The sequence below is a fragment of the Burkholderia sp. WSM2230 genome, from assembly GCF_000472445.1.
Taxonomy (GTDB): Bacteria; Pseudomonadota; Gammaproteobacteria; order Burkholderiales; family Burkholderiaceae; genus Paraburkholderia.
Genome location: NZ_AXAJ01000004.1, coordinates 96,280 through 120,530 on the forward strand (window position 1 = coordinate 96,280; position 24,251 = coordinate 120,530).

Annotated in this window: 25 protein-coding genes, 1 tRNA gene and 1 riboswitch; of the genes, 12 read left to right on the plus strand and 14 right to left on the minus strand. The window is 63.7% G+C overall.

From position 1 onward, the window contains the following. Nucleotides 1–120: 120 nt before the first annotated feature. Nucleotides 121–273 carry a hypothetical protein gene (locus tag A3AC_RS30375; protein ID WP_156924601.1) on the minus strand — a complete coding sequence of 51 codons (153 nt, stop codon included), beginning with the start codon at nucleotides 271–273 and terminating at the stop codon, nucleotides 121–123. 221 nt (nucleotides 274–494) lie between these two features. Then, nucleotides 495–579 (minus strand) — tRNA-Leu (locus tag A3AC_RS0110610). Nucleotides 580–748: 169 nt separating this feature from the next. On the opposite strand from A3AC_RS0110610, the gene A3AC_RS0110615 reads away from it, so the two are divergent. The 6 genes from A3AC_RS0110615 (at nucleotide 749) to A3AC_RS0110640 (ending at nucleotide 6,709) form a co-directional block, all read left to right on the plus strand. Next, entirely contained in the window at nucleotides 749–1,816 is a 1,068-nt protein-coding gene (locus A3AC_RS0110615) for a LacI family DNA-binding transcriptional regulator (RefSeq protein ID WP_025598795.1), read from the plus strand. A gap of 73 nt (nucleotides 1,817–1,889) precedes the next feature. Next, nucleotides 1,890–2,981, plus strand: a complete 1,092-nt coding sequence (locus A3AC_RS0110620; protein ID WP_025598796.1) for an ABC transporter substrate-binding protein — start codon at nucleotides 1,890–1,892, stop codon at nucleotides 2,979–2,981. Then, the gene (locus A3AC_RS0110625; protein WP_025598797.1) at nucleotides 2,978–3,802 is read left to right on the plus strand and encodes an ABC transporter permease; all 825 of its coding nucleotides are present in this window, start codon (nucleotides 2,978–2,980) and stop codon (nucleotides 3,800–3,802) included. Before A3AC_RS0110620 ends, A3AC_RS0110625 begins: the two co-directional genes overlap by 4 nt. 50 nt (nucleotides 3,803–3,852) lie before the next feature. Continuing rightward, nucleotides 3,853–4,758 (plus strand): ABC transporter permease, encoded by a 906-nt coding sequence (locus tag A3AC_RS0110630; protein WP_025598798.1) that lies wholly within the window; start codon nucleotides 3,853–3,855, stop codon nucleotides 4,756–4,758. Next, entirely contained in the window at nucleotides 4,755–5,837 is a 1,083-nt protein-coding gene (locus tag A3AC_RS0110635) for an ABC transporter ATP-binding protein (protein ID WP_025598799.1), read from the plus strand. The genes A3AC_RS0110630 and A3AC_RS0110635 overlap by 4 nt, the downstream gene beginning before the upstream one ends. A 44-nt stretch (nucleotides 5,838–5,881) precedes the next feature. Beyond that, nucleotides 5,882–6,709: a phosphodiesterase gene (locus tag A3AC_RS0110640; RefSeq protein WP_025598800.1), complete on the plus strand. Its 828-nt coding sequence runs from the start codon at nucleotides 5,882–5,884 to the stop codon at nucleotides 6,707–6,709. A 21-nt stretch (nucleotides 6,710–6,730) separates the two neighbouring features. On the opposite strand, the gene A3AC_RS0110645 is transcribed toward A3AC_RS0110640, so the two are convergent. Continuing rightward, nucleotides 6,731–7,246, minus strand: a complete 516-nt coding sequence (locus A3AC_RS0110645; protein WP_025598802.1) for a DUF2569 domain-containing protein — start codon at nucleotides 7,244–7,246, stop codon at nucleotides 6,731–6,733. Nucleotides 7,247–7,468: 222 nt separating this feature from the next. Between A3AC_RS0110645 and A3AC_RS0110650 the strand changes: the two genes are divergently transcribed. Then, on the plus strand, nucleotides 7,469–8,668 hold the full coding sequence (locus tag A3AC_RS0110650; RefSeq protein WP_025598803.1) for an MFS transporter: 1,200 nt from the start codon (nucleotides 7,469–7,471) through the stop codon (nucleotides 8,666–8,668). Nucleotides 8,669–8,680: 12 nt separating this feature from the next. On the opposite strand, the gene A3AC_RS0110655 is transcribed toward A3AC_RS0110650, so the two are convergent. From A3AC_RS0110655 to A3AC_RS29910, 5 genes are all read right to left on the minus strand, one after another. Continuing rightward, the gene (locus A3AC_RS0110655) at nucleotides 8,681–9,109 is read right to left on the minus strand and encodes a response regulator (protein WP_025598805.1); all 429 of its coding nucleotides are present in this window, start codon (nucleotides 9,107–9,109) and stop codon (nucleotides 8,681–8,683) included. Nucleotides 9,110–9,129: 20 nt separating this feature from the next. Beyond that, the gene (locus A3AC_RS0110660) at nucleotides 9,130–9,762 is read right to left on the minus strand and encodes a response regulator (protein ID WP_013338705.1); all 633 of its coding nucleotides are present in this window, start codon (nucleotides 9,760–9,762) and stop codon (nucleotides 9,130–9,132) included. 133 nt (nucleotides 9,763–9,895) lie between these two features. Then, nucleotides 9,896–10,468, minus strand: coding sequence for a ferritin-like domain-containing protein (locus A3AC_RS0110665; protein WP_025598807.1), 573 nt, complete (start codon nucleotides 10,466–10,468; stop codon nucleotides 9,896–9,898). A gap of 82 nt (nucleotides 10,469–10,550) precedes the next feature. Then, complete coding sequence (locus A3AC_RS29905; RefSeq protein WP_006052455.1) at nucleotides 10,551–10,712, minus strand: DUF1328 domain-containing protein; 162 nt, start codon at nucleotides 10,710–10,712, stop codon at nucleotides 10,551–10,553. A 123-nt stretch (nucleotides 10,713–10,835) separates the two neighbouring features. Next, nucleotides 10,836–11,012, minus strand: coding sequence for a DUF1328 domain-containing protein (locus A3AC_RS29910; RefSeq protein ID WP_013338703.1), 177 nt, complete (start codon nucleotides 11,010–11,012; stop codon nucleotides 10,836–10,838). Nucleotides 11,013–11,231: 219 nt separating this feature from the next. On the opposite strand from A3AC_RS29910, the gene A3AC_RS0110680 reads away from it, so the two are divergent. Together A3AC_RS0110680 and A3AC_RS0110685 are read left to right on the plus strand one after the other, a co-directional pair. Further along, on the plus strand, nucleotides 11,232–12,788 hold the full coding sequence (locus tag A3AC_RS0110680; RefSeq protein WP_025598813.1) for a sensor histidine kinase: 1,557 nt from the start codon (nucleotides 11,232–11,234) through the stop codon (nucleotides 12,786–12,788). Between the two features lie 218 nt (nucleotides 12,789–13,006). Next, nucleotides 13,007–13,141, plus strand: coding sequence for an entericidin A/B family lipoprotein (locus A3AC_RS0110685; protein ID WP_006052452.1), 135 nt, complete (start codon nucleotides 13,007–13,009; stop codon nucleotides 13,139–13,141). 290 nt (nucleotides 13,142–13,431) lie between these two features. Here A3AC_RS0110685 and A3AC_RS0110690 read toward each other — a convergent pair whose 3' ends face one another. Then, nucleotides 13,432–14,226, minus strand: a complete 795-nt coding sequence (locus tag A3AC_RS0110690; RefSeq protein ID WP_025598814.1) for a DUF4397 domain-containing protein — start codon at nucleotides 14,224–14,226, stop codon at nucleotides 13,432–13,434. Nucleotides 14,227–14,586: 360 nt separating this feature from the next. On the opposite strand from A3AC_RS0110690, the gene A3AC_RS0110695 reads away from it, so the two are divergent. Beyond that, nucleotides 14,587–16,635: an NADPH-dependent 2,4-dienoyl-CoA reductase gene (locus A3AC_RS0110695; protein WP_025598815.1), complete on the plus strand. Its 2,049-nt coding sequence runs from the start codon at nucleotides 14,587–14,589 to the stop codon at nucleotides 16,633–16,635. 62 nt (nucleotides 16,636–16,697) lie between these two features. Here A3AC_RS0110695 and A3AC_RS0110700 read toward each other — a convergent pair whose 3' ends face one another. The 5 genes from A3AC_RS0110700 to A3AC_RS0110720 all read right to left on the minus strand — a co-directional run bounded on the left by A3AC_RS0110700 (nucleotide 16,698) and on the right by A3AC_RS0110720 (nucleotide 20,742). After that, nucleotides 16,698–17,627: an EamA family transporter gene (locus A3AC_RS0110700; protein ID WP_025598816.1), complete on the minus strand. Its 930-nt coding sequence runs from the start codon at nucleotides 17,625–17,627 to the stop codon at nucleotides 16,698–16,700. Nucleotides 17,628–18,042: 415 nt separating this feature from the next. Continuing rightward, nucleotides 18,043–18,273, minus strand: a complete 231-nt coding sequence (locus A3AC_RS0110705; protein ID WP_025598817.1) for a pentapeptide MXKDX repeat protein — start codon at nucleotides 18,271–18,273, stop codon at nucleotides 18,043–18,045. Between the two features lie 113 nt (nucleotides 18,274–18,386). Continuing rightward, entirely contained in the window at nucleotides 18,387–19,178 is a 792-nt protein-coding gene (locus A3AC_RS0110710; RefSeq protein WP_025598818.1) for a molybdopterin-dependent oxidoreductase, read from the minus strand. 32 nt (nucleotides 19,179–19,210) lie between these two features. Continuing rightward, a complete protein-coding gene (locus tag A3AC_RS0110715; RefSeq protein ID WP_025598819.1) occupies nucleotides 19,211–19,849 on the minus strand; it encodes a cytochrome b/b6 domain-containing protein in 639 nt (212 codons plus the stop codon). Nucleotides 19,850–19,878: 29 nt separating this feature from the next. Then, nucleotides 19,879–20,742: a DUF1223 domain-containing protein gene (locus A3AC_RS0110720; protein WP_025598820.1), complete on the minus strand. Its 864-nt coding sequence runs from the start codon at nucleotides 20,740–20,742 to the stop codon at nucleotides 19,879–19,881. 573 nt (nucleotides 20,743–21,315) lie between these two features. On the opposite strand from A3AC_RS0110720, the gene A3AC_RS0110725 reads away from it, so the two are divergent. Beyond that, nucleotides 21,316–21,735, plus strand: a complete 420-nt coding sequence (locus A3AC_RS0110725; RefSeq protein ID WP_025598821.1) for a GreA/GreB family elongation factor — start codon at nucleotides 21,316–21,318, stop codon at nucleotides 21,733–21,735. A 213-nt stretch (nucleotides 21,736–21,948) separates the two neighbouring features. Beyond that, nucleotides 21,949–22,067, plus strand: a riboswitch (TPP riboswitch). A gap of 132 nt (nucleotides 22,068–22,199) precedes the next feature. Continuing rightward, nucleotides 22,200–24,131 (plus strand): phosphomethylpyrimidine synthase ThiC, encoded by a 1,932-nt coding sequence (thiC, locus tag A3AC_RS0110735; protein WP_025598822.1) that lies wholly within the window; start codon nucleotides 22,200–22,202, stop codon nucleotides 24,129–24,131. The last annotated feature ends 120 nt before the right edge of the window (nucleotides 24,132–24,251 follow it).

Consider the following 24,251-nt stretch of genomic DNA (forward strand, 5'->3'; position numbering starts at 1 on the left):
ATTCCCCAGTGTCTGGAGCGGTTACGGGGATGCGGGGTTGTGCAAAGTGTGGGATTTGGGATGTAGTGGGGTGGGATGGGATGGGCGGTGCCGGCTGGACGATCGGCGTGCGAGAGCGCGCTAGTTCAGCGACGTTGCCACCAGACTCTTGAAGTTGTCCGCGTCGAAAATCATCGTCTTTCCGGTGTAATAGTTCGCGCGTTCAAACTGCTTCTTGCCGACCGCCTTCTGGCTTTCGACCACGGCGAGCACGAAGCCGGGGGTCTTCTGCATACTTCGAATTATCGCCTGCCCCGCATCCTGAAAATGGACAAAGCACATTATTCGAGAAGCGCTTCGTCAACGCCTGCCAAACCGTTTCGCGAGGCAGGGTCGGGCCACGATTGAATTCAAGTGCCGACCGGCAAGCGGTAGGGAAAGATGAAGAGAAGAAGCGCCCTATCGCTCTAACTTACGAGCTTTACAGCGAACTACGAAAGGTTGCCAGGAAATCATGGTGCCGGGGACCGGACTCGAACCGGCAAGCCGTGAAGCGGCGGATTTTAAGTCCGCTATGTTTACCAATTTCATCACCCCGGCGAGGGTGGGAAAACCGCGTGGACGCGCATTCTACCATTCGCCGCACGGCCGACCAACCGGCCCGCTGGCCGCCTGACAGACCCGCCGCGCGTCTATCTCCCAAGTCATCTGCAAGTCATAAACGTTCCCGATAATCCGCTCCGAAAACGTTTACAACCGAGCGGAAATCATGACCCCGACAATCAAGGATGTTGCCGCGCACGCCGGCTTTTCGATCGCGACGGTCTCACGCGCGATCAACGCGCCGCACACCGTGAGCCCGGTCACGCTCGACAAGGTGCGGCAATCCATCGACGCCCTGCAGTTCCGGCCGAGCCCGCTCGGCCGTCAACTGCGCGGCGAGCGCACGCGGCTGATCGGCGTGATCGTCCCGACGCTCGCCAATCCGGTGTTCGCGGAGTGCCTGCAAGGCATCGACGAACTCGCGGCGGCGCAAGGCTACCGGCTCATGCTGATGACCACGCAGTACGACGCCGACCGCGAACGCCGCGCGATCGAAACGCTGCGCGAACATCGCGTGGAAGGTCTCATTCTCACGGTCGCCGACGCCGACACCCATCCGCTGCTCGACGAACTCGACCGCGACGGCCTGCTCTACGTGCTGATGCACAACGACACGGTGCGGCGTCCGTCGGTCTCGGTCGACAACCGTCTGGCTGCTTACGAAGGCGTGCGCATGCTGATCGCGCACGGCCATCGCCGCATCCTGATGCTGGCGGGCACGCTCGCCGCGTCGGACCGCGCGCGTCAGCGCCACCTCGGCTATGCGCAGGCGATGCAGCAGGCGGGCCTCACGCCCGCACCCGCGCTCGAAGTCGATTTCAACGCGGACGAACTCGCGCCCTCGGTGCTCGCCCATCTGACGCACGGCCAGAACCGCCCGAGCGCACTCTTCTGCAGCAACGACCTGCTCGCGATGGTCGTGATGCGCGGCCTGCGCCGCGCGCGTCTGCAGATTCCGCGCGACATGTCGATTCTCGGTTTCGACGGCCTCGCGATGGGCGAACTGCTGTCGCCGCCGCTCGCGAGCGTCTGCGCGCCGAACCGCGAAATCGGCTGCGCGGCGTGGCGTCGTTTGCTGGCGCGCGTCACCGGCAGCTATGAACAGCTCGGCGACGCGCCGCTTGCATTGACGCTGCCGCACAGCCTGCGCGAAGGCGCGACCATCGCCGCAATTTCCAATCATGGCGGCGGCGTTGCAATGCGCGCGAGCGCGCGACTTCATCTCGAGTCCTGAACAACTCGCTGAACACAACTTCGTCGAACAACAAACAGAACCGCCCGCTCTTTCCCCTTCCTGGAGAACCCCAGTGACCCGCTCGTCGAAACGCCTCGCCTCGCCGCTCATTTCACCGCTAAAACCGCTGATGCGCCGCCTCACGCAGTCCACCGTGGTCGCTCTATGCGCCGGCGCGCTCATGAACGCCGCGCTTGCCATCGTCACGCCGCAAACTGCCCTCGCCGACGAAACCGCGATCTGCTACAACTGCCCGCCCGAATGGGCCGACTGGGCAAGCCAGATCAAGGCGATCCAGCAGAAGACCGGCATCCGCGTGCCGTTCGACAACAAGAACTCGGGCCAGTCGATTGCGCAATTGATGGCCGAGCAGAAGAGCCCGGTCGCGGACGTGGTGTATCTGGGCGTATCGTCGGCATTCCAGGCCAAAGAAAAGGGCGTGGTCGAGCCGTACAAGCCCGCGCATTGGGACGACATTCCCGCGAACCTGAAGGACCCGCAAGGCTACTGGTTCACGATCCACTCGGGCACGCTCGGCTTCTTCGTCAACAAGGATGCGCTCGAAGGCAAGCCGGTGCCGCGCTCGTGGGCCGACCTGCTCAAGCCCGAATACAAAGGCATGATCGGCTACCTCGATCCGTCGAGCGCGTTTGTCGGTTATGCGGGCGCGGTGGCAGTAAACCAGGCGCTCGGCGGCACGCTCGATAACTTCGAGCCGGGCCTCGACTGGTTTCGCAAGCTGAAGGCGAATGCGCCGATCGTGCCGAAGCAGACTGCGTACGCGCGCGTGATGTCCGGCGAAATTCCCATTCTGCTCGACTACGATTTCGACGCCTATCGCGCGAAATACAAGGATCACGCAAACGTCGAATTTGTGATTCCTAAGGAAGGCACGATTTCCGTGCCGTATGTGATGAGTCTGGTGAAAGGCGCGCCGCATGAAGCGAACGGCAAGAAGGTTCTGGATTTCGTGCTCTCCGACGAAGGCCAGAAGCTGTGGGCGGACGCCTATCTGCGTCCGGTGCGTGCGAATGCGATGAGCGCGCAGACCGCGGCGAAGTTCCTGCCGGCAAGCGACTATGCCCGCGCAAAACCCGTCGATTTCGGCAAGATGGCCGAGAAGCAGGCGAGCTTCGGCGAACGCTACCTGCAGGTGATGCATTGAACGACATCACGTTCCCGCTGCGCTGGCGCATCGCATTGCTCGCGCCGGCGCTGGCGGTTTTCATCGCGTTCTGGCTATTGCCGATGGGCGCGCTCGCGCAACTGAGCGGCGACGGCCACGCGTTCGCCACCTATCGCGCGATGCTCGCGAATCCGCGGTACATGTCGAGCCTCGGCGCAACCGTGGTGTTGTCGGCGGCGGTGACGGCGGCGACGCTGGTGCTCTCGGTGATCGCCGGCTTGCTGCTGGCGCGCCGCGAGTTCGCCTTCAAGCGCACGCTGCTCGCGTTGCTGACGTTTCCACTCGCGTTTCCGGGCGTGGTGGTCGGCTTCATGGTCATTATGCTGGCGGGCCGCCAGGGGCTCGTCGGCGCGCTCTCGCTCAAGCTAACCGGCGACCGCTGGGTGTTCGCCTATTCGATGAGCGGGCTTTTTCTCGGCTACCTGTACTTCTCGATTCCGCGTGTGATCGTCACAGTAATGGCTTCGGCGACGAAACTCGATGCCTCGCTCGAGGAAGCCGCTCGTTCGCTTGGCGCATCGCCGTGGCGCATTACGCGCGACATCGTGTTGCCCGCGCTGTCGCCCGGTCTGATCGCGGCGGGCGCCGTGTGCTTTGCCACCGCGATGGGCGCATTCGGCACCGCCTTCACACTCGCCACCGACATCGACGTCTTGCCGATGACCATCTACACCGAGTTCACGCTCAACGCAAACATGGTGACGGCCGCGGGTCTCTCGATCGTGCTTGGCATCGTTACATGGGCGGTGCTCGCTCTTGCTCGCAGCATGAGCGGCTCAGCCGTGGCAGCGAGTGCATGAGCGGAGTCACACGACAAGGCAGCAGCGCAAACCTCATGCAGGACCTCTCGATGAATTCGATAACTGCCACCTCACAGGCGGCCCTCCCCAAGCGCCGCGCGCGACTGCATATGCCCGACGCCAGAACGTGGCTCGCGGCAGGCCAATGGTTCGTCACGCTGCTGTTGTGCGCGTTTCTGATCGTGCCGGTCGCGATGTCGATCCTCGCCGGCTTGACGGTCAACTACTTCAAGGGCATCTCGAGCGGCTTCACATTGCGCTGGCTCGGCGAAGTGTGGACGCAATATCACGGCTCGGTGTTTCTTTCACTCGAAGTCGCGGCGGCGACGCTGGTCATCACGTTGCTGACTGGCGTGCCGGCGGGTTATGTGCTCGCGCGCAGCAGGACGCGGCTTTCGCGCATCATCGAAGAGTTTCTCGTGCTGCCGATCGCGCTGCCTGGGCTTGCCTCCGCACTTGCGCTGCTCGTGGTCTACGGCGGCTTCACGATGTTTCGCATGAGCGTCGCGTTCATTGTCGTCGGGCATGTGGTGTTCACGCTTCCGTTCATGGTGCGCGCGGTCGCCGCAGTATGCGCGAGCAGCGATCTGCGCACGCTCGAAGAAGGCGCTGCGAGTCTCGGCGCAAGCTTCATGCAGCGCTTCGTGACCATCGTGCTGCCCAATGCAAGGCCGGGCATCGTGGCGGGCGCGCTCGCGGTGCTGACGCTTTCCATCGGCGAATTCAATCTGACGTGGATGCTGCACACGCCCGACACCAAGACGCTGCCGGTCGGTCTCGCCGACACGTACGCGTCGTTGCGCATCGAGATCGGCAGCGCCTACACGATTCTCTTTTTCATCATGACGATGCCGCTGCTCGTCGCCATGCAATGGCTGGGCGTCGATGCGACCGGCCAGCGCAGCCCGGCGAAACGCCGCGGCGCAGCTTCTTCGAAATCCATCACGACGCCATGACACCCGCCTTTGCCCCCTCTTGCGTTTCCGCTTCGGTTCCCATCACGCTCACGCAGTGCGCGAAAACATTTCGCGGCACACGTGTGCTCGAACCGGTCGATCTGCGCATCGACGCAGGCGAGACACTCGTGCTGCTCGGTCCGTCCGGCTGCGGCAAGACCACCACGCTGCGCATGATCGCGGGCCTCGAGACTCCCGACGCGGGTGGCCGCATCGCTTTCGGCGAGGACGACGTCACCGCACTGCCCATCGAAAAACGCCAGGTGGGCATGGTGTTCCAGAGCTATGCGCTGTTCCCGAATCTGACGGTGCGCGGCAACATCGGTTATGGCCTGAAAATCCGCCGCATGCCGGCTGATACCGCACGAAAACGCGTCGACGAATTGCTCGGCATGATGCGTCTCACTGCGCACGCCGACAAACCAATCGATCAATTGTCCGGCGGCCAGCGTCAGCGCGTCGCGCTCGCCCGCGCGCTTGCCGTGCAGCCGCGCGTGCTGCTGCTCGACGAACCGCTCACCGCGCTCGACGCCCGGTTGCGCGACGCATTGCGCGGCGAGATGAATGCGCTCCTGCGCGAACTCGGCATCACCACCGTCTATGTGACGCACGATCAGGCCGAAGCAATGGAGCTGGGCGACCGCATCGTCGTGATGAGCGCGGGACGTATCGAGCAGATCGGCGCCCCGCGCGACATCTACTATCGGCCCGCGAACCGCGCGGTCGCGCAATTTGTCGGCACCATCAATCGCGTGGCAGGCGAGCGCCGCGGCAACCTGCTGACGACCACGGGCGGCGCGGTGCCGCTGCCGTCGGCGCATCAGCATCTGGCGGCCCGGGCCGACGACAAGCACGAGATTTTCTTTCGCCCCGAAGACGCCTTTCTCGCGGATCCGGCTCAAGCGCAGTTGCGCGGCACCGTGGAAAGCAGCGCATTTCTCGGCGAGCGCACGCGGCTGACGATTAGCGGCGCCGCTCCCGATGCGCTATTCGTCGACGTGGCGGGCCGCGTCGCACTCGCGCGCGGCACGCCGGTCGGTATCTCCATCGGGCAGGACGCGCTGATTGCGCTATCGTAATGAAGCCGCGCTTTGCATCTGCGCGAAACCAACAGGACTACCCCATGCTGCTGGCTCAAATTAGCGACCTGCATATCAAGCGGCCCGGCGCGCTCGCCTATCGCCGCGTCGATACCGCTGCTCATTTTGCGCGATGCGTCACCGCATTGAACGCGCTTGATCCTCGCCCCGACGTCGTGATCATGACGGGCGATCTCGTCGATCAAGGCGAACCGCAACAGTACGAACATCTGAAGGCACTGCTCGCGCCGCTGGAAATTCCCTACTTGCTCCTCGTCGGCAATCACGACGACCGCGCCGCGCTGCGCGCTGCGTTTGCCGAGCGCGCGGAGCTGCAAAGCGGCGGCGAGTTCGTGCATTACGCCGTCGATGTCGGTCCGCTGCGTCTGATCGCATTGGATTCGCTGCTGCCCGGCCAAAGCGCCGGCACACTGTGCGACGCGCGGCTTGCGTGGCTCGCGGCACAGCTCGACGCAGCGGGCAGCAAGCCGACCGTGGTCGCGCTGCATCATCCGCCGTTTGCCTGCGGCATCGGACACATGGACAGGCTGCGGCTCGATCCGCTCGCGGCCGACAAGCTCGCCGCGCTGATTGCGCGCTATCCGAACGTGGAGCGCGTGATCTGCGGGCATGTGCATCGCCCGATGTTCGTGCGCTTTGGCGGCACCATCGCATCCGCGGTGCCCGCGCCCGCGCATCAGGTGGCGCTCGACCTTCGCGACGATGCGCCGTCGGCTTTCATGATGGAGCCGCCCGCCTATGCGCTGCATCGCTACGATCCGGCGACTGGCATCGTCACGCATCACGCGTATGTCGACGCCGCCGATGGTCCCTATCCGTTCTACGAGCCCGAGGGCGCGTTGATTGACTGAACGCGTTTGCCGACAACGCGCTCAACGGTTGACGAAGGTCTGCCGCACGCGCCGCGACGCCCTGAAATAAGGTATGCCGAGCGCAGCGGCGACAATGGCCTGCATCAGGCCGTCAAACGGAATGGCGATGTGGATGCCGATGGTGTGCGTCATGTAATCGCTCAGCAGATACGCGCCTGTCCGCATCGCGAGAATGGCGCCGAGCCACGCCTGCACGTGAGTAGGCAAACGCGCCGACTTGCGCCACGCGAGCAGCACGAACCAGCCGATGCCCGCGACCATGAATGCGCCGATAAACACGTCGAAGCCCGTCATCACCATCACCGTGCGATACCAGCCATGCGTGCCGGCTCGCACGGACACTGCAAGCAGTTCCCATTCGAGCATCAGGTGCAGCGGGTCGCGCATCGCCCACGCGGTGATGAACGTCCACCCCGCGAGACACAGCAGCGCGATCAGCAGGCATCCGCCGATGCGGCGCGGCGCGAGCTCCGGTTGCGCGTGGCGCCGGGAAGAAGACAGAGGGAGTTCTTTCATCGGATCGTGAGAAGTGGGCCGGATAGCGCGGCGATTCTACGAACCCGTGTGCAGCAAACTTCGCATTTTTGTCACAAGCGCCAAGTCGTGTGTAACTCGCCGTGCGCAACGCGCACAAACGTTGCGCAAGCGTGGCAGCGAGTCAGCACGATCCCGTTCGCTCCGGTATGATCGGCACGCTCGAGGACCGCGCATGGGCCGGTCCGCCCACTGTCCTCTGCCATGTCCACGTCCAACGCCTCCACACCCGTTTCCGCCGACCGGTCGCTGCGCGGCCTGCTGCTTCTGCTTGCCACCATCGCCGGCGTCGCGGTCGCGAACATCTATTTCAACCAGCCGCTGCTCGACAACTTCCGGCAGTCGTTTCCCGCAAATTCGTCGTGGGTCGGCGTGGTGCCCGCCGTCACACAGCTCGGCTACGCGGCCGGCATGCTGCTGCTCGCGCCGCTCGGCGACCGCTTCGACCGGCGCGCGTTGATCCTGCTGCAAACCGCGGGCATGTGCGTCGCTCTCGTGGTGGCGGCGGCCGCGCCCGCGCTGCCGGTGCTGATCGCCGCGAGCCTCGCGATCGGCGTGCTCGCCACCATCGCGCAGCAAGCGGTGCCGTTCGCCGCCGAACTCGCGCCGCCGTCCGGGCGCGGTCATGCGGTGGGCACGGTGATGAGCGGCCTGCTGCTCGGCATCCTGCTCGCGCGGACAGCCGCGGGCATCGTCGCGCAGTACTTCGGCTGGCGCGCGGTATTCGCCGCATCTGTGGTCGCGCTGCTCGCGCTCGCGGTGGTCATCATCCTGCGTTTGCCGAAAAGCAAGCCGACCTCTACGCTGCCCTACGGCAAGCTGCTGGTGTCGATGTGGCATCTGGTCGTCGAACATCGCGCGTTGCGTGAGGCGTCGCTCACTGGCGCGGCACTCTTCGCTGCGTTCAGCATCTTCTGGTCGGTGCTTGCATTGCTTCTGGCCGGTCCGCCCTTTCATCTCGGACCGCAGGCGGCGGGTCTGTTCGGCATAGTCGGCGCGGCGGGTGCGCTCGCGGCGCCGCTTGCCGGCAAGTTCGCGGACCGGCGCGGACCGCGCGCGATCATCACGCTGTCCATCCTGCTGGTGGCGATTTCCTTCGTGATTTTTGGCGCCTCCGCGAAAAGCATCGCGGGGCTCGTGATCGGTGTGATTGTGCTCGACGTGGGCGTGCAGGCCGCGCAGATTTCGAATCAGTCGCGCATCTACGCGCTGAAGCCCGACGCGCGCAGCCGCGTGAATACGGTGTACATGGTCGCGTATTTCATCGGCGGAGCGCTCGGTTCGGGCGTGGGCGCGGCCGTGTGGCCGGTGTTCGGATGGGTGGGTGTGAGCGTCGCGGGCCTGCTGTTCGCGGGCCTCGCCGCATGGAATCATCTGGCGCCGCACGTGAAAACGAAAGAATGACGAGGGACGCGCCTAGCCGTGGCTTCGCGCGAACGCGTATTCGTGCAGCGCGTCGATCACGCGATCGAATTCGAACGATTTGTCGTAGAAGTGGCGCACGCCGTACTGTTCGCAGCGCTCGCGATACGCAGGCAACGCATGATTGGTGAGCACCGCCGCGAACACGGAGTCGATCAGGCCTTCGCGCTGCAAATAGGCCAATACGGGCACGCCTGAACCGCGCTTGAGCTGCAGGTCGACGATCACTGCGTCGAATGCTTCGTCGCCGAGCAGTGCGATGGCTTCGTCGGCGGAATCGGCATAGGCGGCCACACGCAGCGAACCTGAGGCGTCGATGGCTTCCACAAGGCTGCGGCGGATCAGCGGCGAATCTTCGATAAGCAGCACGCGCAACGGTGCGCGGCTGGCTGACTCGGCAAGGCTGTTCGATTCGCTGTTCATCGGGATCTCTCGATCGTCCATTATTCGATCAAGCCGTTCTTGATCGCGTAGTAAGTGAGGTCGGCATTGTTCGCCAACCGCATCTTCTCGAGCACGCGAGCCCGGTACGTGCTCACCGTTTTCACGGACAAGTGCAATTCCTCGGCAATCTGAGTGGGAATCTGCCCCGCGGCGAGCTTGCAGAAAATCTGAAACTCGCGCTCGGACAGCGCCTCGTGCGGCCGCGCAGCCGCCGGCTTGTCCAGATTGTCGGCGAGCGTGTCAGCCACTGCTTCAGACAAGTAACGATGCCCCCGCGCCACCGCACGAATCGCCCGCACGATTTCGTCCGGCTCGCAGTCCTTGTTCAGATAACCGTTCGCGCCCGCGCGCAGCAGGTTGATCGCGTACTGGCTCTCCGGGTAGCCGGAGAGGATTAGCACGCCCTGCTCGGGGCGCACCTGCTTGATGACGCGCAGAGTGTCGATGCCGTTCTTGTCCGGCATTGCAATGTCGAGCAGCACGACGTCGAATGCCTGCTCGCGCACGAGGCTGATGGTCTCGTCGCCTGTCGCGGCTTCCGCCGCCACGCACATGTCCGGCTCGTCGGCGACGAACTGTCTGAACCCCCCTCGGACGATCGCGTGATCGTCGGCTATCAACACTCGAATCATCGGCTTTGTGTCCGTACGATGGCGTCGCTCCAAAGCAGACATTGTAATGATGTCGCGGCGCGTGCCGACGCGCCGTGTGTCGGGATCATGGCGGCCGCCACTGCCGGCCAGCCGCTCGCCTTGCCGGGCACGCTCACTCGCGACCCTGGAGGAGATCGGCCATGTCGTCCGCATGCTCTTCCTCGACAGCGAGGATCTCTTCGAACAGACGCCGCGTCGTGACGTCTTTCTCGCCGAGATAGCGGATGATCTCGCGATAGGTGTCGATCGCGATGCGCTCGGCGACCAGGTTCTCGCGAATCATGTCCGTGAGGTTCTCGCCTTCCTTGTACTCGGAATGCGCGCGCGTCTTTAGGCCGTCCGGCGCGAAGTCCGGCTCGCCGCCAAGCTGCACGATCCGCTCGGCAATGCGGTCGGCGTGTTCCTGCTCTTGTGCGGCGTGCTCCGCGAATTCGGCGGCCACGGCTTCCGAGTTGATGCCCTTCGCCATGAAGTGATGCCGCTTGTAACGCAGCGTGCAGACGATTTCGGTCGCGAGCGCGTCGTTGAGCAGCTTGAGCACGGTGTCGCGATCCGCGCCATAGCTCTGCGTGACGGGACCGTCCGACATGTGCTTGCGGGCGTCCTCGCGGATCTTCTGAATGTCCATCACGAACGGGTCGCTCGAGCCGGATGCCGCGCCCTGCGCGCCAGGTGTGTTCGCCATTGAGTTTCTCCTTTATCCGTATTGGGGGAATGGACGCATCGCGAAACGTGCCCGCGACGCGCCGTTAGCGTCATGTTCAGGTCTACGTTCGGAACACGCCAAGCAGCAGCGTGACCACGAACACGACGAGGAAAATATAGAACAGGATCTTCGCGATTTCGGCCGCGCCCGCCGCGATTCCGGTGAAACCGAACACCGCTGCAATGATGGCGATGACGAAAAAGACGATGGCATAGTGAAGCATGGCAACTCTCCTTCTTGTTGGTATCCGCGTGAATTCTCGTGCGCTTGCGTTGCGTCAGCGCCGCCTCGCCCTGCCCTTCTTCGGGCGCCCTACAAAGGCAAAAGCGAAAAGGCAAAAGCGGCGCTAATCGACAATTTTTTTCGTCACCACGAAGCCGAGCACGAGGAACACCACGCACAGAATCACAAAGACGACGAACAGGAACTTCGCGATTGCCGCCGCGCCCGCAGCAATGCCGGTAAAGCCAAGAAGGCCGGCTATCACCGCAATGACGGCGAAAAACAACGCCCACTTCAGCATGATGGCTTCCTCCTGAAACAGTGAATGGGATCAGGGTTCATCCTATCCAGCAGCGGCGGCGGGCGCATTCCGACGCGCTCCGGTTTTCGTGTGAGAATCCGCTTACATTGGATTACGGCAGCTTTACGCCGCGCGCCTTTGCTGAGGACAGCACTCAGCGCAGTGCTCGCGCGGGCGCGGCGTCGAACGCTACACTGATGCGTATCCAGGGAGTCGAACTTGTCTAACGTGCACAACGCGCCAGATTTGCCGAACGACGCACCGTATGAAGTACCGCATGAAGCGCCAAGCCGGGCAATGCCAGGCCAGGCCGCGAACCATGCGCAGCGCGACGCGCAACCGCGCCGCGCCGCCGCGCGCCTGAGCGCATGGATGCGCACCCGCAGCTGGGCAATCGCGATGACCGTGGCGATCGTAATTACGGTAGGCGGGCTCGTCATTCTGGAAACTGCCCGCGAGCGCATTGCCGCCGAGTACGAGACGGCGCTCGAAGCGCGCGACGTCACCGTGCAACTGAGCGCGCTGGCAAGCCAGCTATCGCATCTGAGCGCACAGCAAAGCGAGTTTCTTCTGACGAAGCGCGACGACGCCGCCCACGCATTTTGCGCAACTGCCGCACGCATCCGCGCAAGCGAAGAGCCGCTGCAGCGCTTTTACCTCAGCCCCAAGGCCGACGGCGCCGAGCTTGCGAGCTTCACGCAGATTCGTGCGCTGATCGACGCACGAATCAGTGCGGGCGCAGCGGCGTTGCAGCGGGCCGCAATGCATCCACTCGATCTTGCCGCATGCGGGAGCATGAGCGGCGCGCAAGCTGTCGACGCGGCGTTCGTCGAGAGCACGCTCAGCCTGCTGCGCGACAACGAAGAGCGGCGCGCGCAGCACGCGCTCGCCGCGAGCCGCGCTGACCAGCGCATCTCGACACTTTGCGCGGCGGGACTCTCGGCGCTCAACATCGTGTTGTTCATTCTGCTGTTCCGCAATCTCGGCATTCAGATTGACAGGCAGGCGCGCGTGCAGCGTCAGTTGATTACGCAGCAAGGAGAGCTGGATCAACTGGTCAACGAACGCACCCGTCAACTGGAGGCGCTTGGCTGGCATTTGCAGGCCGTCAGCGAAAACGAAAAGACGCAGCTCGCGCGCGAACTGCATGACGAATTGGGCGCGATTCTCACCGCGAGCAAGATGGACGTCGCGTGGGCAAACCGCAAGCTGAAGGACAGTGCTCCCGACATCTCGGAGAAGCTTAAGCGCGCGCTCGCCAACCTCGACCAGGGCATTGCGCTCAAGCGCCGCATCATCGAGGACATGCGTCCCACGGTGCTGGCAAACTTCGGTCTCGTGACCGCGCTGCGCACACTCGCCGACGAAGCCGCGCAGCGCAACAACTGGACGCTGGACCTGCAGCTTCCAGAAGACGATATTCAACTCGACGAGCAAACGGAAATCGCGCTCTTTCGTGTCGCGCAGGAATCGCTGACGAACGCCGCGAAATATGCGCGTGCGTCGCAGGTGTCGATCGGTCTGCACATCGGCGAAGGCTTCGTGACTCTCGACATTGCCGACAACGGCGTCGGCATCATGCCGGCCGATCTGAAGCGCACTCACACGCACGGTCTGCTCGGCATGCGTCAGCGCGTCGCCGCACATGGCGGGCGCTTCGACATCCGGCGCGGCGTGCCCAACGGTACAGACATTCGTGTCGTCATGCCGAGCGTGAGCACGGCTGTGCAGCCGGGCAGCGACGCCTCGCCTGCTACGCTGCGAACGCCCATCTGAGCGCGTTGCGAAGCCGCGCAATGCGTCGTTGTAGGAGTGCGCCGACGCGAACACCAGAGCACACCTACAACAAAATCGCAGCGCAGCCGACAGCGCCGCACACGCCCTTTTTTTACCATGCAATCAGACCGGATCGACTGGCGCAAGCCACGGTCGGCAGCTAGCAGAGCCGCTAGCGGGACACGTCAACCGATACCTTCTAGACAAGGAGAACTTCCATGAATCGACTGATCGCTTTGCTCCTCATTGCAGGCACGGCCGCGCTCGCCGGCTGCAACACGATGGCAGGTGCCGGCCAGGACATCTCCAAGGGCGGCGACGCCCTCACCAATCAGGCCGAAAAGGCAAAGTAAATCGCTGCTGGTCAAGCCATGTGCCTGTGAGGCGCATGGCGGATCGGCGTGATGCATCATCGAGCCCGCTGCGGGAAACCGCGGCGGGCTTTTTTGCTGGCTTTGCCGGACGCGAACTGAACGGGTGCGGGATGTTGCGTCGACGCCGCCTGCGCAGCCGACAAGCGGGCATCGTGAGAAGCGGTCCGCAAAAACAAAGCGGCGACCCACTTGCGTGAATCGCCGCCCCGTCCTCCCCAGGACTTGCCGCTATGCCATGCGCTGCAATGCGCGCATGCTTGCTAGCGAGCTTATACGCCCGTCAGCGTATTCGGGAGCTCGACGCTCGGTGTGCTCGTGTTGCCGTTCTGCACGATCAGCAGATGAATCTGCCCGGCCGCGAGCTGACTCAGCGCACCGCCGATCGGCACCGAAGTAATGAGCCAGTCGGCGTTGTTCGACAAGGTGAACGACTGCGATTGATAAATTGGCGTCTTGCTGCCCGCCGCGGTCGCGATCAGTACATACTGGCCGCCCGATACGTAGATCGAATCCTGGCCGCTCGCCGGCACGGCGTTCTTGAACGCGACGCCGGCCATGGTCGGCGAAACGCTGCTGATGCTCGTGTTGCTGGCCTGCATAAGATAGAGGTCGAGATTCGGCGCGTTGCCCGATGCGTTGAAGCCGCGCACGCGTGCGCTGTTGGACAGCAGGCCCTTGTCAAACGGATCGTCGATCAGGCCGATGTCCGGCGCCGCGGTGCCGGGCAACGCGAGCACCGTATATTCGTGACCCTTCGCGACGTTCGGGAAGTTGCCGCTCGCAAGCGCGGTCGTGGTGCCGGTCGCCGCATAGGCGACATTCGTCGAGCCCGTGTTGATGTTTGTGAAGTTCGTCACGCCCTTATACGAGACATTCGTCTGTCCGGAGGGCGCGCTGCCGTTGACGAGAAAATCCACCGCCGGTCCGCTCGGGATGGCGTGCACGAAATGGATTTCCGGGTTGGTGACACCAAGCTCCTTGCCTACGTCGTCGGAGCCCCCGCCGCATGCGCTCAGCACGGATGCGACGGCAATCATGGCCGCCATGGTTCGAATCAGTTTCATTGTCATCACCTATCTCGATGTCGGGCTCTCCGCCCATTCATATGCGGGCGCACGCTCCCGGTTCCGCCATCGGAAACCGTGTTCGGCAATCGTTCGAACGGTCTCGCTTTGGCTGTCCAGGGCGAAGCACTCCCTCCTATCCCTGCGCGTCGCGCGCTTTTTTTAAGGCGCGGCGCGGTCCACGTCGATGGACGCACCCAACGAGCAATGGCTGTGCCGCGACCATCGAATTGGCTTATGGCGCCGCGAGAATGTCTTGCCGGACAACATGCCGCGAGCATTAGAAGCTTTCCTCAGATGGTGGGCACGATCGTGCGGTGTATCGTTCGTGCGCACCCCATACTTACAACGGCAGCCTGTATGTCTTACCAACGCTTACTCGCTGAGCTCGACCTCGGCTTCACCCGCTTGCGCAATCGCGTGGTGATGGGCTCCATGCATACGGGCATGGAAGACCGCTTCTGGAATTATTCGAAGCTTGCCGAATACTTCCGCGAGCGCGCGAAGGGCGGCGTCGGGCTGATCATCACCGGCGGTATCTCGCCGAATCGTGAAGGATGGCTGCTGCCGTTCGGTGGCACGCTCAACTCTGTGTTCGATCTGCACAATCATCGGCGGCTCACGCAAGCGGTTCACGAGGAAGGCGGCAAGATCGCACTGCAGATCCTGCATGCCGGGCGTTACGGGTATCAGCCGTTGGTTGTGTCCGCATCGGCATTGAAGTCGCCTATTTCGAAGTTCAGGCCGCGCGCGCTCAGCATCGGCGGCATAAAGAAGACCGTGCGCGACTATGCGCGCTGCGCGAAGCTCGCCCAGCGCGCGGGCTACGACGGCATCGAGATCATGGGTAGCGAAGGCTATCTGCTCAACCAGTTCCTGTGCCCGCGCACCAACCGTCGCACGGACCGATACGGGGGCAGCATCGACAACCGCATGCGCATTGCGCGCGAAATTGTCGAACGTGTGCGTGAGGTGTGCGGCGAGCGCTTCATCGTCGTCTACCGGCTCTCGCTGATCGATCTGGTGGAAGGCGGCAATACGTGGGATGAAACCGTGCGTGTCGCGCGCGCGCTCGAAGCGGCCGGCGTGACGATGTTCAATACGGGAATCGGCTGGCACGAGGCGCGAATTCCCACCATCGTCACGTCGGTGCCGCGCGCAGCGTTCGCCGCATTGAGCGCGCGGCTCAAAGCCGCTGTGAGCGTGCCGGTGATCGTCTCGAACCGCATCAACACGCCCGAGGTTGCGGAATCATTGCTCGCCGACGGCGCGGGCGATCTGGTTTCGATGGCAAGGCCGCTGCTCGCCGATCCCGAGTTCGTGCTGAAAACCGCCGAGGGCCGCACGCGCGAAATCAACACATGTATCGCGTGCAATCAGGCCTGTCTCGACCATACGTTCAGGAATCAGCGCGCAACCTGCCTCGTCAATCCGCGCGCGGGCCGCGAAACCGAACTGGTGTACCGGCCGGTCACGAGTCCGGACAAAGTGCGCTCGGTCGCGGTGGTCGGTGCCGGGCCGGCGGGATTGTCGGCGGCGACGGTGGCGGCCTCGCGCGGACATCGCGTGACGCTGTTCGATGCGGCCGCAACCATCGGCGGCCAGTTCAACCTCGCGATGCGCGTGCCGGGCAAGGAGGAGTTCAGCGAAACGATCCGTTATTTCCAGAGCCAGCTGGAGCGGCATGGCGTCGACGTTCGGCTCGGCACGCGCGTGGACCCCGCGTTGCTCGCGGCCGGCGCTTACGACGACATCGTGATCGCAACCGGCATCGTGCCGCGACGGCCGGCCATTGCGGGTATCGACGCGCCCAATGTTCTGTCGTATGTCGACGTGTTGCGCGGAGCACCGGTGGGAAACCGCGTCGCGGTGATCGGCGCTGGCGGCATCGGCTTCGACATCAGCGAGTTCCTGCTGCACCGCGCGGACGAGCCGCTGCCGGTGCCGCGCGATGCGTGGCTCGACGAATGGGGCGTCGATCTGTCTGTGAGCGAGCCCGGTGGCCTGAAGGCGCCCGCGCCTGCTCGGCCGCCGCGGCAGGTCTGGCTACTGCAGCGCAAAGCCGGCAAGCTCGGCGCGGGCCTCGGCAAGACCTCGGGCTGGGTGCATCGTGCGACGTTGGCGAGAAACGGTGTGAAGATGCTCGCCGGCGTTTCATATCTGGAGATTGGCGCACGCGGGTTGAAGATTGCGCGCGACGGCGCGCAAGAGTGGCTCGAGGTCGACAACATCGTCGTGTGCGCGGGACAGGAATCGCTGCGGGATTTGCATCCACGCGAGTCCGCGCACGGGAAATCAGCGGATGCGCGCGGCTCGCGTTACCACGTAATCGGCGGCGCGGCGCTCGCCACCGAACTGGACGCGAAACGCGCGATTCGCGAAGGCGCGGAACTGGCCGCCCGCCTTTAGCGCGGCGGGCGTGACTGAGTTCGTGCGCGAGCGCTGCTCTCTTTCACGGAGAGCCTCGCGCATCAAGCGAGCCCTTTCTTCCGATAATCGAGCCAGAAAGACAATCCCACGCTCACGAGAATCACAACGGTCGCAATCACCGTCGAATGCGTGACCGGCTCCCCGAGCAGCAACGCGCCGAGTGCCACGGCCACTACCGGATTCACATACATGCAGCTGCTCGCGATGATCGGGCTCGTGTGCCGGATCAGGAAACCGTACGCGACGTAGGCGGCCATCGTGCCGATCAGCATCAGATAAATGAACGCCAGCACCGGCAGGAAATGCACTTCTAGCATCCGTTCGCCCGACACCCACGCGACCATGGTCGACATCGCACCGCCAAGGCCGATTTGCAGCGACGTCGAGAGAAACAGGTCGGACGGCAGTTTGAGGCGGCTCGCGAGATGAGCGCCGCCCGCCCAGAAGAGCGCGCCGCACAGAATGGCGAGACTGCCTCCTGCCGATCCGGGCGCGCTGTCACCATGGCTCAGAATCGCTATGCCGACGAGCCCGAGCCCCACCGCGAACCACTCGCCTTTGCCGATCTTGCGCCCGGCAACCGCCGCGATCACCGTTGCGAAAAGCGGTACGGTGGCAACCATCACCGCCGCCGTGCCGGTGCCGACCGTGCGCATGCCGTACGCCAACATGCCGCTCGACAAGCCGACCAGCATCGTGCCGACGAGCCCCGCATTGCAAATCTCCGCGAGGCTCGGCCACACCGGATTGCGGCGCGCAGCAAACGCAAACAGCCCCACGCCCGCGAACAGATTGCGCAGGCCCGACATCAGCAAAGGCGGGAACGAGCCGAGCGCGACGTGCACGGCGAGATAGGTCGAGCCCCACACCAGATAGACGACACCGAGCGCGAGCGCAATCTGACCGTTGCGCGAGCGCGGCAAACGGAGCGGAAAACCACGCGAAAACCAGCCGGAGAGTTCCTGCGACATACCGTCAACCCGCCCACGCCGTTCGGGATTCCCGCTGCGGGGACGGCGGACACCGCATCGGCGATGCGGTCAAACGGGCGAGGCTGGCGGACATGATGGTGGAGCGAAGGACGATAGTTGGCTAACAAAGAAAGCCATACGGGAACTGCATAGCCGCGCCGGTCATTCCGGCAGATTCGCGGCTCACGCGCGGAGAATACGCGGCGCACAGCATCGCATTATGCAGTAAGCGCCCACCGCGCCAGGCGAAAGAATCGTAACTTTTGGTGCGCATGCAACAAAAAGCCGGGGCCGAACGGCACCCCGGCTTTCTGCCCTGACACGCGCCGCACCAGGCGGTCTATGCGGTGCGCATGGGGACAACTGCGACGCCGCGCAAGGTTTTGCAACGGCTCGCCGCGTCCCGCCCGGTTTCTCAGTTGCTCATCGCGCCCGACGCCTCGTGCTTCATGCCCATCGCGTCGCCCTTTTTCATCTTGTCGTGCTTCATCGCGTCTTTTTTCATGTGGTCTTTCGACATGGCGTCTTTCGACATCGCGTCATGCGACATCGAATCGTTGGACATGGCGCCGCTCGCCTGGGCGAACGCGGCGCCGCCACTGGTCAGAAACGCGACGGCTACTGCGGCGATTGCAAGCTTTTTCATGGGATCACTCCGTTTGTTGTGGATGAATCGAACCGGCTCCAGCCGGCGTATTTCCGAAGCTTCTGCCACCCGGGATCGCGCAGGCACAGGGCGCCTGCTGCGATCCGCGCGCGTCAGGAGCCTCCGAACCAGTTGTAGCCCTGATCGACCCAGTAGCCGCCAGGATACGTGTTGGTGACGAACATCTCGACGATATGCTTCGGATTCTTGTAGCCGAGCTTGGTCGGCATGCGCAGCTTCATCGGGAAGCCGTATTTCGCGGGTAGTTGCTCGCCGTCGTATGAAAAGGTGAGCAGCGTCTGCGGATGCAGCGCGGTCGGCATGTCGATGCTTTCGTAGTAGTCGTCCGCGCATTTGAAGCCGACGTACTTCGCGCTCGTATCCGCGCCGATGCGCCGCAGAAAATCGCCGAACGGCGTGCCGCCCCAGCGGCCGATCGCGCTCCATCCTTCCACGCAGATATGCCGTGTGATCTGCTCGGCGTGCGGCAACGCGTACAGTTCGGACAAGGTCCACACGCGCTGGCCCGTGACGAGGCCGCCAATCTTCAGCTTGTAGCCGGATGCGTCGACGTGCGGCACTTCGTCGATACCGTAGTACGCATTGAACGGAAACGGCCGCGTAATTTGCGCTTCCGTGTAAGTCGGCGCGAGCAGCTTCGGGTCGAACAACGCAGCTTGCGCGCGATCGTTCAGGCGCGACACGGCGACGAGAAACCTGTTGACCGATTCGTCGTCGGTGAGCGAACAGCCGGTCAGCAGCGACAGGCCGCCGAGCGACAGCAACTGCTTGCCGAACAGACGCCGCGACGGCATGGAAAGCTCACGCCGGGCGTCGATCAGAATCGACTCGCGGTCCAGCTTGCCGGCGCGCGCCAGCCGCGATGTTTCAGAGGGCTTGTTCATGATTCGGTATCCGTAATATTCGAACGTTGCGCTCAGCGTCCGCGCAACATGGCGAGCAGCGAACGCGGCACGAGTGCAACCATCGCGAGGTGCACGACAATGAACGCGGCCATCAGCGCCATCGCGCAGAAATGGACGATGCGTGCGTTGTCGTAGCCGCCCATCAGTTCGCGCAGCAGCGGAAACTGCACCGACTTCCAGATCGCGAGCCCGGACAGCACCAGCACGATCAGATCAAAAACGACGAACAGGTAGGCGAATTTCTGCACCGCGTTGTAGACCCGCAAGTCGGCGTGCGAAAGCTTGCCCGTCAACGCGGCGAGGAAGTCGCGCCATACCGCGCGCGGCGAAAGCGGCAAAAACTTGCGCACGAAACGCCCGCTTAGCAGGTTCAGCGCGAGATACACCAGACCGTTGAACACCAGCAGCCACATCGCGGCAAAATGCCATTGCAGCGCGCCGCCGAGCCAGCCGCCGAGCGTGATTTGGCTCGGAAAGCTGAACGACGCGAAGACCGGCGACGCGTCGTAAATGCGCCAGCCGGACAGCATCATCACGATGGCCGCGAGCGCGTTCAACCAATGCGTAACGCGCACCCAGAGCGGATGGATCGCTCCGCTCGCGGGCGCGGCCGGCGGCGCGTTGCCGCGAACGACATCAGGCGTTGCCATGGGAATCTCCTGTAATTGACGACGCGCGCTCAGGGGCAAAAGGCCAGTTCGGCCACTTGCAGAACGTCGCCGGTTGCGGCGTTTTCGACGAAGGCGACCACGCCGGACCGGTCGGCGAGAACGTGGTGGTCGCCAATGGCCTCGGCATCGTCGAGACGGATGTCGCGCCGAATCTGCGCCGTGCCGCCAACGAGCGGCACAGGCCCGATCCATTGCCGCGCGACTCTTTCGTGATGCAAGGTCGCGCCGCGGTTTTCTCCTGCGCCGACTTGCGAGCTCAGCGCGTTTTCATACACCGCGACATATGCGTCGAGCCGCGTCGCGGTATCCGCCGCCGCACTGTCGAAGCGGGCGGCGACGTCGAATACGTCGCCACCCGGCCGCGGCTTTATTTCCAGCGCAACGTTGGCCTTTGCCGGCTCGGCGATCAGCTTGCCGACCCGGCTTTGGAAGCTGTCCGGCTGCGACCAGCTTCGCAACTCGCGGCCCGCTACGAACACCTCGGGCGTGTAGACCGTGTGGCCGCCGGCAAGATCGGCAAGCATCTGCTGGCGCTCGGTGAAACGATGCTGCGAAAAGCGATCGGTCCAGCCGAGGCTGTTCCAGTAGTCGACATGCAACGCAAGGGGCACGACGCTCTGCGTGGAACCGCTGTTTTTCCATTGACCGAGCCACGCATCAGCGGGCGGGCAGCTATTGCAGCCTTCGCTGCTGTAAAGCTCGACGAGCGCAACGCGATGTGCAGGACTGCGCGCGCTGCACATCGCGCTCGCTGCACTCGCGAGACCGCTCGCGCACAACAGCGCGAGCGCGGTGACGAGTGCGACCGCGCGCTGAAGCGGCTGAAACGGCCGATGCGGCCTACGCGTGCGGCGCTTGAAGACTGATTGCATGACGTGCTCCGATCAGGATCTGCACGTTTGTCGAGGCGCGCGGCGGGATATGACACCGCGCTGCAAATTTTTTTCACCTCGCGTTTGCGGGCCGCCGGGGCGAGTGCTCGCGCCACATCGCCGGTTTCGGACCCACTCCAACACCTACGGCGACGAAAGGTTCGCCAAGGCCCCTGAAAGACGCCGTGCTAACATGCATCTACCCTTCGCACCGCTTCTGTGCGGTTCTCATCACGCGAATTCGCGCGGCGCGTCGTTCACTCCACTCCATACCTACTGGCCTTTCATGCGTTTCCCGACCTCCCGCCGCCTCACCCGCTTGCGCCGTTGCCGCGCAACCGGTTGCGCGCGCGTGCAGTTCGCGCCGCGAGGGGCCGGCCAACGGTTGCGAACGCTTTCGCCAACAACGGCACCGCTTCTCGCCGCCCGGCACCCCGACTGACGCGCTTCGCTCTCTCGCCCGAAGCCGCGTCGTCCCTCAGGGGACTTTCGGGGCGCCGGGCGATCACATCCTCATGATGTTTTTTGTATAGGAATTGCAGCCGTATTGCAGATCGATTTGGAGCAGCCGCCGTGAAAGCCACCAGAAGGACCAAGCAGTGTTACCTCACCGAACTCGACGTCGCCCGTCTTGAGAAGCACGCCGCTGCGCCTGGCGCGCATGCCCGCTTTCAGGAAATGCTCGACGACGTCCTGGAGCGCGCCGTGATCGTCGACTCGCGCGAAATTCCAGCCAACGTGGTGACTATGAACTCGCAGGCCACGCTCGTCGACGAATCGAGCGGCGAGCACATGACGTGGACCGTCGTCTATCCGCCGGAGGCCGACTTCGCGCACGGCCGCCTGAATGTGTTTTCGCCGGTGGGCCTCGCGCTGCTCGGCGCGAAGCGCGGCGAGCACATCCGCTTCATGCCGCCAAGCGGCGATGAAAAAGTGCTGAAGCTCGAGAAAATCCTGTATCAGCCCGAAGCGGCCGACGACTTCACGCGCTAGGCAAGCCGCGAGAAGGCACGCGCCACCTCTGCTGCGGCGCGTCATGAGTGGCGGCCGCCGTCAATACAAGCATAGTCCGTAAATGGCGCATGAAAGCCCGCTGCATCACAGCGGCATTCAGGCGCCGAATCTGGCCGCCGCGTCGTGCGCGCGTGCCGCCCAAGGCATCGCGCATGGGTTGCCAAGCAGCGCCCGGCGGGTGTATCGTGTGCGCTGCTAACGCGGGGGTCCTGCGTCGCACGAGAGTTGGAGGTCCGTGCCACGTGGGTGAGAAATACCCTTTGAACCTGATCTGGATAATGCCAGCGCAGGGAAGCGTACGGATTTCGCACTCCAGCTCCTCTGCCTCACCCCTCGCGAATTCCGACTACTTCCATCTCGTCTCCTGCTTAGCGGCCCCACATTGCATGGGACCGGACTAAGGCGTGCTATCGCCCACTCCGGCCGACACATGGAGAACACGCATGAACGCCAATCCGAAGTTTCTTTCCGCCGACGCCCACGTCGACGAAGCCGCCGTCGCACCGCTGCCGAATTCCCGCAAGGTCTACGTGACCGGCTCCCGCCCCGACATCCGCGTGCCGATGCGCGAAATCAGCCAGGCGGACACGCCTGACAGCTTCGGCGGCGAAAAGAATCCGCCCGTCTACGTCTACGATACATCGGGCCCGTATTCCGATCCGGACGCGAAGATCGACATTCGCGCCGGTTTGCCCGCATTGCGTCAACGCTGGATCGAAGAACGCGGCGACACCGAAGCGCTCACCGGCCTCACGAGCGACTACGGCCGCGAGCGCGCCGCCGACCCCGCCACCGCCGAACTGCGCTTCCAGGGCCTGCATCGCACGCCGCGCCGCGCGCTGCCCGGCAAGAACGTCTCGCAGATGCACTACGCGCGTAAGGGCATCATCACGCCGGAAATGGAGTACATCGCGATTCGCGAAAACCAGCGCCGCGCCGAATACCTGGAGAGCCTGAAGAAGAGCGGCCCGAACGGCGAAAAGCTCGCCGCGATGATGGGCCGCCAGCATCCGGGCCAGGCGTTCGGTGCGAGCGCATTCGGTCCGAACGGCGTGACCGAAATCACGCCCGAATTCGTGCGTGAGGAAGTGGCGCGCGGCCGCGCGATCATCCCGAACAACATCAATCACCCGGAAAGCGAGCCGATGATCATCGGCCGCAACTTCCTCGTAAAGGTGAACGCGAACATCGGCAACTCGGCGGTGACGTCCTCGATCGGCGAGGAAGTCGACAAGATGACGTGGGCGATCCGCTGGGGCGGCGACACGGTGATGGACCTGTCCACCGGCAAGCACATTCACGAAACGCGCGAGTGGATCATCCGCAATTCGCCTGTGCCGATCGGCACCGTGCCGATCTATCAGGCGCTCGAAAAGGTCAACGGCAAGGCTGAAGACCTGACGTGGGAAATTTTCCGCGACACGCTGATCGAACAGGCCGAGCAAGGCGTCGACTATTTCACGATTCACGCGGGCGTGCGTCTGCAATACGTGCCGCTCACCGCCAGGCGCATGACCGGCATCGTCTCGCGCGGCGGCTCGATCATGGCGAAATGGTGCCTCGCGCATCACAAGGAAAGCTTCCTGTACGAGCATTTCGAAGACATCTGCGAAATCATGAAGGCGTATGACGTGGCCTTCTCGCTCGGCGACGGCCTGCGTCCCGGCTCGATCTACGACGCGAACGACGAAGCGCAGCTCGGCGAACTGAAGACGCTCGGCGAACTCACGCAGATCGCATGGAAGCACGACGTGCAGACGATGATCGAAGGCCCCGGCCACGTGCCGATGCAACTGATCAAGGAGAACATGGACCTGCAGCTGGAATGGTGTGACGAAGCGCCGTTCTACACGCTCGGGCCGCTCACCACCGACATCGCGCCGGGTTACGACCACATCACGTCGGGCATCGGCGCGGCGATGATCGGCTGGTTCGGCACGGCCATGCTCTGCTATGTGACGCCGAAGGAGCACTTGGGCCTTCCGAACAAGGACGACGTGAAGACCGGCATCATCACGTACAAGCTCGCCGCGCATGCCGCCGATCTGGCAAAGGGTCATCCGGGCGCGCAGGTGCGTGATAACGCGCTTTCGAAGGCACGCTTCGAATTCCGTTGGGAAGACCAGTTCAACCTGGGCCTCGATCCGGACAAGGCGCGCGAATTCCATGACGAAACGCTGCCGAAGGATTCGGCGAAGGTCGCGCATTTCTGCTCGATGTGCGGCCCGCACTTCTGCTCGATGAAGATCACGCAGGACGTGCGCGAGTTCGCAGCGCAACAAGGCGTCACCGACGACGAAGCGCTGAAAAAAGGCATGGAAGTGAAGTCAATCGAGTTCATGAAGAAAGGCGCTGAGATCTATCAGCGGCAATGACGAGTGGCCGCGCATCGCGCCGGCTGCCGCCGGACTCGATGCGCGCACAACTTTTTCCGCTCAAAGCCCGCCTCCAAGGCGGGCTTTTTTCGTCCGGCGGGCAGGCACGGCGCATGCTCC

Coding starts and splice junctions, on each gene's coding strand:
- A3AC_RS30375 (WP_156924601.1), bottom strand. CDS start 273: ATGCAGAAGACCCCCGGCTTCGTGCTCGCCGTGGTCGAAAGCCAGAAG.
- A3AC_RS0110615 (WP_025598795.1), top strand. CDS start 749: ATGACCCCGACAATCAAGGATGTTGCCGCGCACGCCGGCTTTTCGATC.
- A3AC_RS0110630 (WP_025598798.1), top strand. CDS start 3,853: ATGAATTCGATAACTGCCACCTCACAGGCGGCCCTCCCCAAGCGCCGC.
- A3AC_RS0110635 (WP_025598799.1), top strand. CDS start 4,755: ATGACACCCGCCTTTGCCCCCTCTTGCGTTTCCGCTTCGGTTCCCATC.
- A3AC_RS0110640 (WP_025598800.1), top strand. CDS start 5,882: ATGCTGCTGGCTCAAATTAGCGACCTGCATATCAAGCGGCCCGGCGCG.
- A3AC_RS0110645 (WP_025598802.1), bottom strand. CDS start 7,246: ATGAAAGAACTCCCTCTGTCTTCTTCCCGGCGCCACGCGCAACCGGAG.
- A3AC_RS0110650 (WP_025598803.1), top strand. CDS start 7,469: ATGTCCACGTCCAACGCCTCCACACCCGTTTCCGCCGACCGGTCGCTG.
- A3AC_RS0110655 (WP_025598805.1), bottom strand. CDS start 9,109: ATGAACAGCGAATCGAACAGCCTTGCCGAGTCAGCCAGCCGCGCACCG.
- A3AC_RS0110660 (WP_013338705.1), bottom strand. CDS start 9,762: ATGATTCGAGTGTTGATAGCCGACGATCACGCGATCGTCCGAGGGGGG.
- A3AC_RS0110665 (WP_025598807.1), bottom strand. CDS start 10,468: ATGGCGAACACACCTGGCGCGCAGGGCGCGGCATCCGGCTCGAGCGAC.
- A3AC_RS29905 (WP_006052455.1), bottom strand. CDS start 10,712: ATGCTTCACTATGCCATCGTCTTTTTCGTCATCGCCATCATTGCAGCG.
- A3AC_RS29910 (WP_013338703.1), bottom strand. CDS start 11,012: ATGCTGAAGTGGGCGTTGTTTTTCGCCGTCATTGCGGTGATAGCCGGC.
- A3AC_RS0110685 (WP_006052452.1), top strand. CDS start 13,007: ATGAATCGACTGATCGCTTTGCTCCTCATTGCAGGCACGGCCGCGCTC.
- A3AC_RS0110690 (WP_025598814.1), bottom strand. CDS start 14,226: ATGAAACTGATTCGAACCATGGCGGCCATGATTGCCGTCGCATCCGTG.
- A3AC_RS0110695 (WP_025598815.1), top strand. CDS start 14,587: ATGTCTTACCAACGCTTACTCGCTGAGCTCGACCTCGGCTTCACCCGC.
- A3AC_RS0110700 (WP_025598816.1), bottom strand. CDS start 17,627: ATGTCGCAGGAACTCTCCGGCTGGTTTTCGCGTGGTTTTCCGCTCCGT.
- A3AC_RS0110705 (WP_025598817.1), bottom strand. CDS start 18,273: ATGAAAAAGCTTGCAATCGCCGCAGTAGCCGTCGCGTTTCTGACCAGT.
- A3AC_RS0110710 (WP_025598818.1), bottom strand. CDS start 19,178: ATGAACAAGCCCTCTGAAACATCGCGGCTGGCGCGCGCCGGCAAGCTG.
- A3AC_RS0110715 (WP_025598819.1), bottom strand. CDS start 19,849: ATGGCAACGCCTGATGTCGTTCGCGGCAACGCGCCGCCGGCCGCGCCC.
- A3AC_RS0110720 (WP_025598820.1), bottom strand. CDS start 20,742: ATGCAATCAGTCTTCAAGCGCCGCACGCGTAGGCCGCATCGGCCGTTT.
- thiC (WP_025598822.1), top strand. CDS start 22,200: ATGAACGCCAATCCGAAGTTTCTTTCCGCCGACGCCCACGTCGACGAA.